The following is a 14,196-nucleotide window of genomic DNA, read 5'->3' on the forward strand; positions in this document are numbered from 1 at the left end:
AGCGAAGCCGACAAAGCCACGTTCTACTCCTGTCTTTTCCGCGCGAACCTTTTTTCGCACACCTTTTTTGACATCGGCAAGGACGGCAAGCCGGTCTACTACAGCCCATACGACGCGCAGATCCACGACGGATATATGTACACCGACAACGGTTTTTGGGATACCTTCCGTTCCCAGTTCCCCTTGAGCAACATCCTGCACCCCACCATGCAGGGACAATATATGCAGGCGCTCCTGCAAGCCCAGCACGAATGCGGCTGGCTGCCCGCCTGGTCCGCTCCCTCTGAAACCGGCGGTATGCTCGGCAACCACGCCATATCGCTGCTGACCGACGCGTGGGTAAAGGGCATCCGCACCTTCAACCCCGACTCGGCCCTCAAGGCCTATGCCCACGAGGTAATGAACAAGGGCCCGTGGGGCGGCGCCAACGGCCGTGCCGGCTGGAAAGAATACTTCGAGCTGGGTTATGTCCCGTATCCCGAATCGCAGGGCTCGACCGCGCAGACCCAGGAGTACGCCTACGACGACTTTTGCGGCTACACGCTCGCCAAAGCCGTCGGCAACAAATTCTACGAAAACGTCTTCGCGCGCCAGATGTACAACTACCGGAACGTCTTCGACACCGTAACCGGATTTATGCGCGGCCGCCAGGCCAACGGCCGGTGGGTTCCCCATTTTGACCCGTATGTATGGGGCGGTCCTTACACCGAAGGGAATGCCTGGCATTACAACTGGTCCGTTTTCCACGACGTCCGGGGCTTGATCGGCCTGATGGGCGGCGATGCGCGCTTTATCGCCAAGGCCGACTCTGTCTGGACCGACCCCGACACCGTCCGCTTCGGTACCTATGGCGGCTGGATCCACGAGATGAAGGAAATGGTGATCGAAGGTCTCGGCCAGTACGAACAGGGTAACCAGCCCATCCAGCACCTGGTCTACCTCTATAGCTACGCCGGCCAGCCCTGGAAGACCCAGTACCACGTTCGCGAGATCATGTCCAAGCTGTACAACGCCACCGAGAGCGGCTACCCCGGCGACGAAGACGAAGGCGCCATGTCCTCCTGGTACGTCCTCAGCGCCATGGGTATCTACAGCGTCTGCCCCGGCACCGACCAGTACGTCCTCGGCAGCCCCGTGTTCGGCAAGTGCACTTTGTCGTTGGAAAACGGCCGCACCTTCACCATCGAAGCCGAAGGCAACAGCCCCACCAACGTCTACATCCAATCCGCGACGTTGAACGGCAAGCCGTACGACCTCAATTATATCACCTACGGAGACATCACCGCCGGCGGCGTGCTCCACCTTGTGATGGCCCCCCGCCCGAACACCTCGCGCGGCGTCGCCCCCGCCGCCCGCCCGTTCTCCGTAAGCACCGACCCCGGCGCCCCCGCGCCGCCGGCCACCGTGCCCACTGCGGCGCCCCAATCCGCGCCCTCCCAATCCGCGCCCCCCGGCGCTTCGCGCTAAATCCTTTCAGCAACAAACGCATCGATGATACGACGACCCTTAACGACGATCCCCGCGCTGCTGCTGGCCCTTGCCAGCGCGGCCCAAACGCGCATCTCCCTCAACAGCGACAACACCCGCTGGACCCTGCGTCCGCAGTCCGACATAGGCGCAGATAGCGTCCGCATCTACCGCCCCGACTACGACGCCCACGACTGGGTCCCCGCCATCGTTCCCGGCATCGTGTTCAACGCCTACGTCGCCGCCGGTATCGAAAAGGACCCCAACTACGCCGACAACATCTACAAGGTCGACAAGTCGAAATACGACCGCAACTTCTGGTACCGCACGACCTTCGCGAGCCCCGCGACCGGCGCGCCCGCGCAAGACGCCCCCGCGCAAGGCGCCTCCGCGCACAGCGCCACCCGCACCTGGCTCCACTTCCGTGGCGTCAACCGCAAAGGCGAAGTCTTCCTCAACGGCTTCCGGCTGGGCCTCCTCGACGGCTTTATGCAACGCGGCGACTACGACATCACGGACCTGCTGAAGACAAACGGCCCGAACGTCCTCGCCGTCCTCGTCCACTGGCCCGGCCGCCCCATCGCCAACCACGCCAGCCCCACCTACATCTCCAGCGACGGCTGGGACTGGATGCCTCCCGTACCCGGCCTGCTCCAGGGCATCACCGACGAGGTGTACCTGACCGTACAGGGCGACGCACGGATTGTCGACCCCTGGGTCCGCACACATGTCCCCAACCGGAACGAGGGCGACGTAACCCTGCAAATGCAGCTGGATGCGCAAAAGGAAGCAAGGGCCCAGGTCACCGCCACCATCGAGCCCGGCAGCATCACCCTCGCCCGCGACGTTACATTGCACCCCGGCGAACCGCAGGAAATAAACTTCAAAACAAAAATCGACAACCCCAGGCTCTGGTGGCCCAACGGCTACGGCGACCCGAACCTCTATACCTGCCATATAAAAGTCACCATCGACGGCCAAACCGCCGACAGCAAAGACATCAAATTCGGCATCCGTCAATACACATACGATACGGCGCAAGGCGTCCTCCACATCAAGATCAACGGCGAAAAAATATTTGTCAAGGGCGGCAACTGGGGCATGAGCGAATACCTCCTCCGCGCCCGCGGCCGGGAATACGACCTCAAAGTCCGGCTCCACAAGGAGATGCACTACAACATGATCCGGAACTGGATCGGTTCGACGACCGACGAGGACTTCTACGACGCCTGCGACAAATACGGCATCATGGTGTGGGACGACTTCTGGCTCAATTCCCACCCGAACCTGCCCGACGACGTGCAAGCGTTCAACGTCAATGCCGTCGAAAAGATCAAGCGTCTCCGCAACCACCCTTCGGTCGCGGTTTGGTGCGGCGACAACGAAGGCACGCCGATCGCCCCGCTCAACGGCTGGTTGCGCGAGGACGTAAACGCGTTCGACGGCGGCGACCGCTGGTACCAGCCCAACTCCCACGCCGGTGCGCTGACGGGAAGCGGACCCTGGACCAACTTTACGCCGGCCTGGTATTTTACCAAATACCCCGGCGGTTTTGGCGGCAGCCCAGGCTGGGGTTTCCGAACGGAGATAGGCACCGCCGTTTTCCCCACGGCCGAAAGCTTCAGGACCTTTATGCCGGACAGTACCTGGTGGCCCCGGAACGAGATGTGGGACAAGCATTTCTTTGGCAAGTCAGCCGCCAACGCGGGCCCGGAGACCTACGTTTCTACCATCGACAAGAGCTACGGCCCAGCCACGGGACTCGACGACTTCTGCCGCAAGGCGCAGCTCGTCAACCTCGAGACCAACAAGGCGCTCTACGAAGGCTGGCAGCACCACATGTGGGACGATGCCTCCGGCGTGATGACCTGGATGAGCCAGTCGGCCTATCCGTCGATGGTATGGCAGACCTACGACTACTATTACGACCTGACCGGCGCGTACTGGGGCGTCCGCAAGGCCTGCGAGCCCATCCACATCCAGTGGAGCGCCGGAGACAACAGCGTGCGCGTCGTCAACCAAACCTTGAACGACTTACATGGCCTCAAAGCCTCCGAAGAAGTCTACAACCTCGACGGCAAGCTGGCTAACGGCTACGCCAAAACGGCGACCCTCGACGCCCCCCACGACACCGTCACCGAGTGCTTTAAAATAAACTTCTCCTCCGATAACCTCGCCTACGGCAAACCCGCGGTCGCCTCCTCCGGCGCCCCCGAGGCCCCGGACGCCGGTGCCGTGTCCGACGGCAGCCCCGGCACACGCTGGAGCAGCACCTACACCGACGACGCGTGGGTATACGTCGACCTGGGCGCGCCCCAAAACGTCAGCCAGGTTTACCTGAACTGGGAAACGGCGCACGCCGCCGCCTACCGCCTCGACGTCTCCGACGACGCCCAAGCCTGGAAAACGGTCTACAGCACCGACCACAGCCAGGGTGGGGTAGAGAAGGTGTCGTTCGCGCCAGTGACCACCCGCTACGTCCGTATGCAAGGCGTAAAACGCGCCACGCACTTCGGTTACTCCCTCTACGACTTCGAAGTCTATGGCAAGCCGCGCGCAGCGCAGAGCCCGGTACAGTTCATCCGGCTCTATCTCCGCGACGCCGACGGACGCCTGCTTTCCGATAACTTCTACTGGCGCAGTGACCGCCACGCGGATTACACAGCGCTCAACACGCTGGCCCCCCCGCGTTTGGCGGTGAGCTCCCGCCTGGTCCGCGGCTCCGCCGACGCCGCCCACGGCTCCGTCGACACCGTCCGCGCCGTCATCGCCAACCGCGGCAAAACCGTCGCCTTTGCCATCCGCGTCCAGGCCGTCCGCGCCGCCGACGGCCAGCGCATCCTGCCCGCTTTGCAAAATGATGACTATTTTACGCTGCTGCCCGGCGAGACGCGCGACATCGACATCGAGTTCGACGCCGTGCTCCTCAAGGGTGGCGATTATAAGCTGATCGTGGAACCCTATAATCATCCATAGCATGCGAAATCTTCTTGTTCTCATTTTACTGGCCGGCGCCGCAACGCGGGCTTGCGCGCAAGAGTCCTTTGCCTCCGTCCTGCAGAACCACATGGTCATCCAGCAGAACAAACCCTTCACCGTCTGGGGCAAAGCCCCCGCGGGACACAAGCTGGAAGTCCGCGCCGACTGGACCTCACCCGTCACCGTGACCGCGGACGACCAAGGCGTTTGGCAGGCCATCATCCCCGTCCCGGCCGTCAAGCCGGGCGATTATAAAAAGCACGAAATCCGGGTCATCGTCAGCAACGAAAAGGCGATCGTGCTCAATGACCTCCTCATCGGCGAGGTTTGGCTTTGCAGCGGACAGTCCAACATGCAGTTCAGCATGAAAACGGTCAAGGACTCCACGGAGGAGATCGCCGCCGCCAATTACCCGAACCTTCGGCTGTTCAACACCGACCTCAACTTCAGCGACACGCCGCTCGACTCCGTAAAGGGCCGCTGGACCGACTGTACACCGGAATCCGTAAAAAGATTCAGCGCCGTCGGCTATTATATGGGCCGGAAACTGCTCAAGGACCTGGACGTCCCCGTCGGCATCATCTTTACCGGCATCGGTGCCTCCGCCGCGCAGGCGTATGTGCCCCGTGAGGCCCTCGCTCAAGACACGCAGCTAAACCGCGTCTACCTGCAACCTTACCTGAGCAGCCCCAAATCCAAAGAAGTCATCAACGGCGGTTTTAGCTTTGAAAAGGTCACCCGCCCCTACCTGTTGTACAACGCGATGATCCATCCCTTCATCCACCTGTCGATCCGCGGCATCTGCTGGTACCAGGGAGAGGCCAACCGGATGGAGCGCGACAGCTATACGAACCTCACGCAGACGATGATCCGCTGCTGGCGCCACGACTTCCAACAAGGGGAGCTGCCCTTTTATCTCGTGCAGGTGGCGCCGTTTTTCTATGATAAAGATGACCCTACCCTGGCGGACTACGCCTTTTTCCGCGAGGCTCAGGAACGCATCACCACGCTGGATAATACGGCCATGGTCCTGACGATGGACGTGGGCGAGTCCAAAAACCTTCACCCGATCAACAAAAAGCCGGTCGGCGAGCGGCTCGCAGCCACCGCGGAGAACCGCATATACAACCGAAGCGTAGTCTACCGCGGCCCTCAATACCAACACGTCGAGTTCCACGGGCGCGAAGCCGCCATCTACTTCGATCCGCAGACGATCGCGGGTGGATTGATCACCAACGACGGTCAACCCCCGAAGTTCTTCGAGGTGGCCGGCGCCGACAAGGTTTTCCACCCCGCCGACGCCACCATCGAGGGCGATCACATCGTCGTCAAAAGCGGCGACGTGCGCACCCCGGTATCTGTGCGCTACGCGTTCACGAACTACCCCGTAACGAACCTGCAGAACGGCGCAGGCTGGCCGGTCGTACCCTTCAGAACGGATAATTGGGCGGAATACACCGCCTCGCAAAAAACCAACCAGTGATGAAAAATATTGCATTTATATCCCTGGCCCTCGCCGCAATCGTCGCCCGGGCACAAGGAAAAGACACGGCCTATTTTATCGACGGTTACCACGGCGGCATCTATGGACACATCCCCACCTGGCAAACGCGCTTTATGGCCGACCAGCTCAAGACCCATCCGGGATGGAAGATCAACCTCGAGCTGGAGCCCGAGTCCTGGGACACCATCGCCGCGAAGTATCCCGACGACCTGAAGGACTTTACCGCGTTGTACGCGGAACCCGGCAGCCGCATCGAATACGTCAACCCGGCTTACGGACAAAGCTATCTCTATAACGTCTCCGGCGAAAGTGTCGTCCGCCAGTTCTACTACGGGATGCGTAAGTTAAAGGAGCACTTCCCCTTTGCGACCTTTACCACGTATTCCTCCGAGGAACCCTGTTTTACCAGCGCCCTGCCGGAGATACTGACGTCCTTTGGTTTTAAATACGCGTCGCTGAAGAACCCCAACACCTGCTGGGGCGGATACGCCGCGGCATACGGCGGCGAGCTCGTCAACTGGATCGGGCCCGACGGCACACGCATTACCACGGTCCCACGGTACGCCGTCGAGTCGCTGAAACCGAAATCGACCTGGGAAACCATTGCGTCAAACAACGCTGTAAACTATGTGAACGCCGCGCTACAGGCCGGTATAACAGCCCCCGTCGGCATGTGTCTCCAGGACGCCGGCTGGAAAAACGGCCCCTGGCACACCGCCTATCAACCCACGGTGTACGATACCTGGACGCACTATATCGAACACCACACCACCGGTAAGACCACCGACAACTGGCATTTTTCCCAGGAGGACGTCCTGACCAGCCTCGTGTGGGGCGGCCAGATCCTCCAACGGGTGGCGCAAAAGGTCCGCGCCTCGGAGACCAGGATCGTCGCCACCGAAAAACTGGCCTCGATGACCGGTCTGGACTGGCCCGAAGCCTCCCTGGACGAAGCCTGGCGCACCCTGCTCCTGTCCGAGCACCACGACTGTTGGATCGTTCCCTATAACAAACGCGCCGGTCTGACCTGGGCCGACTACGTCGATGAATGGACCGGCAACACCGACACCCGCGCCGAAGCCATCGCCACCGCCGCGATGGACCGCGTGGCGCCCGCGTCGCCCCATCCTACCTCTGTCACCGTCTTCAACACCACCGCCATTGACCGCACGGAAAATGTCACCGTTGGGGACCATGTCATCAGGGTCACCGTACCCGCGATGGGCTGGACAACCCTGCCGCTCCCAAAGACGGCCCGGGAAAGGGGCACGGCCCCGGAAACGGGCGCAAAGGCCTTCATCGCCCCCGACAATACCTGCCACGTTGTAACCGACAAATACACGGTCGTACTGGACCCCGCCAAGGGCGGCGCCATACGGACGCTAACCGCCGCCGGCAAGTCATACGTCGACGCCCGGAGCCCGCGCCATTTCGGCGAGCTCCGCGGCAACTTCTATAACCAGGGCGGCTTCCATTCAACCGCGGACAACCCGGCAAAAATTACCATCGAAACGCAAGACCCCCTCGAAATAAAAGTAAAGGTACAAGGCGAGATCGCAGGCGCCCCCTTCACCCAAACCTACACCTTCGAACAGGGCGACCCCCGTATCGACATCCACCTCCACATCGACTGGAAAGACAACACCGGTATCGGCGAGGACCCCTCCGATGTCAAGGGCGACCCGTTGAAAAAAGCCTTCTATAACGACAGCTTCAAGCTGCAAGCCCTCTTCCCGCTGGCGCTCGAAGGCCAGCAGGTCTACAAGGACGCGCCCTTTGACGTGACCCATAGTCGTTTAACCAACACTTTTTTCGACCGCTGGGACAGCATCAAGAACGTCGTCGTGAATCATTGGGTGGACGTGACCGACAAAGAAGGGCGTTACGGCCTGGCCGTCTATTCCGACCAGACGACGTCTTATGCCCACGGTCCGCACTATCCCCTGGGTCTTACCCTCCAGTATTCCGGGGACGGCTTGTTCTACCGGAATTATACCCTGACCGGTCCCCTGGACATGCATTACGCCCTGCTGCCGCACGAGGGTACCTGGGACAAGGCCCAACTGTGGACTGAGGCCACCAAAATGGAAGAACCCCTCCTGACGCGCCTGACCGATAAGGCCCCGGAAACGCACAGCCTGCTGCGACTTGCCGTCAAAGGCTGGGAAGCGACCTCGGTCACCGACTCCAACGGTATCCGCGTACGCCTTTTTAATGCAGAAGGCGCCACGACGCAAAAGGTCTACCCGGGTTTCGCCGTGTCAAAAGCGCAATCCATCGCGCTCGACGGCCGCGTCCTGGAATCCCTGAAAATCCAAACCGACGAGAAAGGCGAAAAATACGTCGCCATCACCGCCCCCCGCTTCGGCATCCGCACCCTGGCCTTCGAAACCGAAAGGATCGCGCCCTTCCACACCGGCGACCGCGTCGCCTTCGTCGGTAACAGCATCACCGAGCAGGGATACTACGAATCCTACGTATGGCTGTACTATATGCTCCACTTCCCCAAGGAAAGGATCACCGTGTTCAATACCGGTATCGGCGGCGACCGCGCGGAAGAAATATACAAGCGCTGGGACGACGACGTGCTGCCCAAGAAGCCGACGGTGGTTTGCCTCACCTTTGGCATGAACGATTCCGGCTACTTCGAATACCTGGGACACGACACCGACTCCGTCGGCAGGGCCAAGGTCGCCGATTCGAAGATGTGGTTCGAAAAGATCGAAGACAAGCTCAAGGCGATGCCCAATGTCCGCAAGGTCATCGAAACGTCTTCGCCGTACGACGCGACCATGAAGAATCCCAAGAACTACTTCCCCGGCAAAACCAAGGCCATGGAAGCCATCTGCGACATCCAGCAGCAGGCTGCCGCCGACAACCACTGGGGTTATGTCGACTATTTCCACCCGATGACCGCTATCAACATGCAGGAGCAAAAAAGGGACTCAGAATTCACCCTGACCGGTTCCGACCGCATCCACCCGGGGCAGGCCGGTCACTTCGTGATGGCCTATCTTTTCCTGAAGGCGCAAGGCCTGGGCGATAAGCCCGTTGCCGAAATGGCCATCGACGCCAGGACGGCGGCAAAATCCGTAACAAACTGCGCCGTGACAAACGTCGCGCCCCGCAACGGCGGCGTCACCTTCGACTACCTGGCGAACGCGCTGCCCTTCCCGGTCGACACCATCGCCCGTCTATGGGGCAACCCGCGGCCGATGGTGGGGGCTGTTCCCCTCCTGCCGTTCTACACCGGGTTCAACCGCGAAATGCTCAAGGTCAGCGGCCTGGACGCGTCAAAATCATACGTCCTTACAATGAACGGCCGAACCATCGGTCACTGGACCGGCGCCGATTTCGCCGAAGGCATCAACCTGGCCAAACAAACCAATACGCCCGAATACGACCAGGCCGTATCCGTCCTGGCGCTGAACGAGGAGCGCATGCTCATCGAAGCCAAGGTCCGCGCGTACTACTGGCTCCAGTTCGACTATTTCAGGGGTATCCATATGAAATTCCAGGACGACCGCGCCGCGATGGACTCCGTCGAGACCGCTTCCGTCAAACGCTGGGACGTCGCCTCCAAACGTGACAACTACCGTACGGCGCGTTTCCCCGCCGTCCGCGCCTCCTGGCAGCGCCAGATGACCGACATCGTAAACGAAATATACACCATCGACCAGCCCAGGACGATCAAGGTAGGGATCGCGGAGGAATAGCGCTTTTTGTTTACTTTCGGCTGACGCATGCAGCTGATCCTCCTCCTCCTCACCGTTGCCGCGGGCGTCCTCCTGGCCGCCTACATCGCGCGACGCCGGCAGTCGACACTATATTTGCTGTTAAAAGCCCAATGGGGCCGGAAGAAGGAGCAACGCCGGGATATGGGCCACGTTAGCTCCTTCTTCCGTTACCGGGCCCACACCGACTATACCGTCGACGACCAGACCGCCCGCGACCTGGACATAGACGACCTTTTTGCCCGCATCGACCATACGACCTCCCGCATCGGTCAGCAGGTGCTCTACGACCGCCTCCGTCACCCGCCTGGCGCCATAGCCGCCGTGAGGGACTTCGAGACCCGGGTAGCCGCTTTCTCCGAAGACGAGCCGCACCGGCTGGCCTGCCAGGCCCAGCTAAAAACCCTAGGCCGCCCGGACGATTACCACATCGTCGACTTCCTTTTCTTCCATTTCCCCGGCGAGCCTGCCTGGGTCAAATATCTTTGGCTCCTCCAGGCCGCGCTGGTCGTTTCCGTGGCGGCCATAGCCATAACAAAAGCCGCCGTTATCCCCGTCATGCTCCTTTGCGCGCTGAATTTCGGGCTGCACTACAAGACCAAACAACGCTTCCATTCCTTCTACGTGGCCCTCGGCCGTATCGGTTCGCTCTACGCTGTCGCGCGCAGGCTGGCCACCGACACCGCCGCGGTCACGCGTTGCAAGCGCCTCATCTCCAGCCTCTGGCTCTTCAACCTCAACAGCCTTTTCTACAGCGAAATGACGCTCCCGATAGGCGTCCTGATCGAGCTGCTGAAGATCGTCACGCTGGCCGAAGTCCGCGCCACCTACAGCGTTTGCCAAAAATTCGATACCTACCGGGAAGACCTAAAGGAGCTCTACACCCATGTCGGCGACCTGGACGCCGCGATCTCAGTCGCGTCCTACCGGGCCGCCTCTCCGATCTGGTGCGCACCCATATGGTCGAACGACATCCACATAAGTCAAATCCGCCACCCCCTTATCGACGGCTGCGTCCCCAACGACATACACGCCGGACGCTCCGTTTTTATCAACGGCACCAACATGTCCGGCAAAACCACCTTCATCCGCACCATCGGCATCAACGCTATCATGGCCCGCGCCATCGGCACCTGCCACGCGCAACGGGCATGCCTCCCCATCACCGATGTATACTCCTCCATCCGCATAGCCGACGACACCACCGGCGGCGTCAGCTACTACTTCCAGGAGCTCCTGCGTTTAAGGGAATTCGTGGATAAGCCCGGCCGTCCCCTCTTCCTCATCGACGAAATCCTCAACGGCACCAACATCTACGATCGTACCCGCATCGCCGGCAGCGTGCTGTCGTACCTGGCAGCGCAGGCGCAGGTCATGGTTACCTCGCACGACGTAGACCTCGCGGGGAGACTACAGGACCAATATGACTTTTATTATTTCACCGAAACCGTCGGTAGCACCGGTCTCGAATTCGACTACCACATACGCTCCGGCCTCTCCACCGACCGCAACGCGGTGAAGCTCCTGACCGTGCTCGATTTCCCCGCCAAGATCGTCGCCGACGCCTCCGAATAACGCAAATACCCTACATTTGCGCCGATGACCCCCGAACGTTACGACCGCCTCACGGCTGTACTCGACAAACGGCAGAACGACCTGACGGTGGTCCTGGAGAACGTTTTCGACCCCCACAACATCTCCGCCGTCATGCGGACCTGCGACGCCGTCGGGGTGCAGGATATTTATATCCTCAACACCCGAATCGGCCGTCACAAGAAGTGGGGCAAAAAGAGCTCCTCCAGCGCCAGCAAATGGCTGACGATCCACCAGTTCACCGACGCCGATGCCTGCGTGGACGCGCTGAGGCAACGCTACGACCTTATCCTCACGACCCATCTCGCCGGCGACGCGAAGAGCCTGTACGAGCTGGACCTAAGCAAAAAGGTAGCCCTCGTCTTTGGTAACGAGCACGCCGGCGTCAGCGACGAGATGCTCGCAAAAGCCGACGGCAACTTCGTCATCCCCCAGGTAGGGATCATCCGCTCGCTGAACATTTCGGTGGCTTGCGCCGTGACCCTGTACGAAGCCTTCCGGCAGAAGGCCGCACAGGGTCACTACGCAGAACCACGGCTCGATAAAGAGCAGCTGACGGTATTACGTGATCGATGGGGATTCATCGAGAGCGAGGCCGCCGACGACATCGACCCCGAGATCACCGGCATCGAATAACTACGAGGTCACGAACGCCATCCCCGCGCCCCCTACCACGGCCCCCGCCATATCCAGCTGCGCCACCGTCACCAGTCCATACGCGCCCAAAGGCGGCGTCGCGGCAACCTGCACCGCCAGCGGCAACAGCTGACCCGGCGCCTTGGATAACGTCACCGTAGCCACCGGGTCGTCGATCCGAACGAGACGCTTGCCATCCGAAGACAGGATGACCACGCCTCCGACAACCTTGACGTTCGGCGGTGGCACCACGTCCCCGCAACAGAAACGCGAACCCTTCTCCAGCACCAGCACGCCTTCGCAACACCCAAGTTTCGTACGAATGCGGGTGCGCTCCAGGAACAGCATTCCGGTGCAGTCATCGGACGACGACGAAGAAGGCGTAAAGTCCACCAGCGGAAACGCCGACCCATCCTCGTCCACCGACAGGTACACGACGGAAGACAACGGCAGCGCGCTGCGGTCGATCCGCAACCCGAGACCGGTCTCCAGGTTGGTCTTGTGGCCCGCGATAAAGGGAAATGCCGAGCTGAAGCCGCGTTGCGCCGACATCGTCCCGGTGTCGACGACCGTCAGGTTACGCTGCGCATAGTTGTTGATCTGCGTGGCCAGCACCGGCCCGGACGCCACGTCGTTTTGGAAGGCGTAGTCGTTGTCCGCGGTGACGAGCGCCAGCATACAGGGGTGCCAGGGATGTCCGGTTTCCCAGCCATACAAGGTCTCCACCTGCGAAGCGTCGATGCTGAACTTGGCGATGACCTGCGCGCCCGAGGCCAGGGTCGCAAACGTACCCAGCACAGTGGTGGGGACAACGTGCGTCGCGTCCGTCGCCGACCAGTCGGTGGCGACGAACTGAGTCCCGACAAACGGCGTGATCCGCACGCTCACCGCCACGTTCCGGGCCGTATTGGGTCCGCTGTTGGTAACGCGTATATAGATATAGTTGGTTTGGCCGCGGGTTACCGTTTTGGCCTGGGCCACCAGGGAGGGGTTGAAGAAATTGTCGTCGGAAGGGCGTACGACGAGGTCGCCGTAGTCCCAGAAGTCGCCTCCGGGCGGGTTCCGGGGCTCCACGCCGGTATCGCCCGGGAAGTCCGCGATATATACATCGGCGAAATCGAGACCCTTACCGACGTTGATCCGCCCATAGCCCAGCTGGTTGTTCCAGGTACCGTTGGGGTAGGAGGGGTTAACCGCATAAGCCAGGGTACCTACCTTATCCGCCGTCCGTTCGATGATGTTCCGGATCTGCAAGTTGGAAAGCCCGTTGTATTGGCTCCTCAACAATGCCGCAAAACCGGAAACGTGCGGCGTGGCCGCCGACGTGCCGTTGAAGTACTTGAAGTAGTTGCCCGCGCTGTCGCCCGCGCTGGCATAGGTCTGGCAGGGCGCGTCTGTGTAGGCGGCGCCGTTGTCATTGAAGCCACCCGCCCCTTGTATGTCCGTGCTCCATACGTGGACGCAGGGCGCGGACACGGACAGGCCGTCCCCAAAGTTGGGTTGCCAGCATTCGCCGTCGGGGCTCGAAGCGGTTTTGTAGTTGTCGTCCTCGTCGGTGCCGTCAATCGCCATGACACCCGGGTGGCCAGCGGGGAATATGATGGGTGACGTGCCGAAGTTCCCGGCCGCCGCGCATAACACGACATTGGCCGCCAGAGCGGCGTCCAGCGCCGTGTCCAGGACGGCGGAGTCGAGCGAGCCGCCCCAGCTCATGCTGATCACGCTGGCGCCGTTGCTCACGGCGTAGTTGACCCCGAAGGCGAGGTCCGAGTCTGCAAAGTCCTCGATGGCGATGGGTAGTACCTTACAGGCGCCGGCTATGCCCGACACGCCCTGCCCGTTGTTGATGACGCCCGCCGCGATCCCCGCGCAACAGGTGCCGTGTCCCAGCTCTGCGGTATAGGCCGGCGAGCCCGGCGGCATCATCGTACTACAGTTCACGCCCTGGCTGGCGAATTGAAGGTCGGGGTGGGTGAGGTCGCAACCCGTATCCAGGATGGCGACGACGACCCCCGGGTTACCCGTGGTCATGTCCCAGGCGGGCGACGCGTTGATCTTGGTCAGGTTCCACTGCTGGGTGTAGTAGGTGTCGTTGGGCGTAAAGGCCAGCGGGCTGATCATCGGCATGCGGTCGAAGTAGATCGCCGCCACCTGGTCTCCGAATTGCTTCAGGAGCACGTCCTTCAAAACAAGCGCGTTTTGCTGCATGGGGTTACTCACCTCGAAATAATGCCGTCCGTTTAACATCGCGGAGCGTTGGGCGACCTCCTGCAAACCGGCGCC

The 14,196-nt window shown here is 61.2% G+C and carries 7 protein-coding genes; 6 read left to right on the forward strand and 1 reads right to left on the reverse strand.

Annotated elements, in window-relative coordinates; all coding sequences use genetic code 11:
- The 6 genes from VL547_RS11035 to VL547_RS11060 all read left to right on the forward strand — a co-directional run.
- On the forward strand, positions 1 to 1,467 hold a 1,467-nt coding region (locus tag VL547_RS11035; RefSeq protein ID WP_325577725.1), incomplete at its 5' end, for a glycoside hydrolase family 92 protein.
- A 24-nt stretch (positions 1,468 to 1,491) separates the two neighbouring features.
- On the forward strand, positions 1,492 to 4,443 hold the full coding sequence (locus VL547_RS11040) for a discoidin domain-containing protein (protein WP_325577726.1): 2,952 nt from the start codon (positions 1,492 to 1,494) through the stop codon (positions 4,441 to 4,443).
- Between the two features lies 1 nt (position 4,444).
- Positions 4,445 to 5,929, forward strand: a complete 1,485-nt coding sequence (locus tag VL547_RS11045; RefSeq protein ID WP_325577727.1) for a sialate O-acetylesterase — start codon at positions 4,445 to 4,447, stop codon at positions 5,927 to 5,929.
- The gene (locus VL547_RS11050) at positions 5,929 to 9,666 is read left to right on the forward strand and encodes a GDSL-type esterase/lipase family protein (protein ID WP_325577728.1); all 3,738 of its coding nucleotides are present in this window, start codon (positions 5,929 to 5,931) and stop codon (positions 9,664 to 9,666) included. The genes VL547_RS11045 and VL547_RS11050 overlap by 1 nt, the downstream gene beginning before the upstream one ends.
- Positions 9,667 to 9,693: 27 nt before the next feature.
- Positions 9,694 to 11,259 (forward strand): MutS-related protein, encoded by a 1,566-nt coding sequence (locus tag VL547_RS11055; RefSeq protein ID WP_325577729.1) that lies wholly within the window; start codon positions 9,694 to 9,696, stop codon positions 11,257 to 11,259.
- 24 nt (positions 11,260 to 11,283) lie between these two features.
- The gene (locus VL547_RS11060; RefSeq protein ID WP_325577730.1) at positions 11,284 to 11,913 is read left to right on the forward strand and encodes an RNA methyltransferase; all 630 of its coding nucleotides are present in this window, start codon (positions 11,284 to 11,286) and stop codon (positions 11,911 to 11,913) included.
- Here the strand turns inward: VL547_RS11060 and VL547_RS11065 are convergent.
- On the reverse strand, positions 11,914 to 14,196 hold a 2,283-nt coding region (locus VL547_RS11065), incomplete at its 5' end, for a S8 family serine peptidase (protein ID WP_325577731.1).

It is taken from the genome of Dinghuibacter sp. (genome assembly GCF_035492835.1).
Lineage (GTDB): Bacteria > Bacteroidota > Bacteroidia > Chitinophagales > Chitinophagaceae > Dinghuibacter.

Excerpts from the sequence above, each read along its gene's own strand:
- VL547_RS11040 (WP_325577726.1), top strand. The coding sequence starts at position 1,492 with ATGATACGACGACCCTTAACGACGATCCCCGCGCTGCTGCTGGCCCTT.
- VL547_RS11045 (WP_325577727.1), top strand. The coding sequence starts at position 4,445 with ATGCGAAATCTTCTTGTTCTCATTTTACTGGCCGGCGCCGCAACGCGG.
- VL547_RS11050 (WP_325577728.1), top strand. The coding sequence starts at position 5,929 with ATGAAAAATATTGCATTTATATCCCTGGCCCTCGCCGCAATCGTCGCC.
- VL547_RS11055 (WP_325577729.1), top strand. The coding sequence starts at position 9,694 with ATGCAGCTGATCCTCCTCCTCCTCACCGTTGCCGCGGGCGTCCTCCTG.
- VL547_RS11060 (WP_325577730.1), top strand. The coding sequence starts at position 11,284 with ATGACCCCCGAACGTTACGACCGCCTCACGGCTGTACTCGACAAACGG.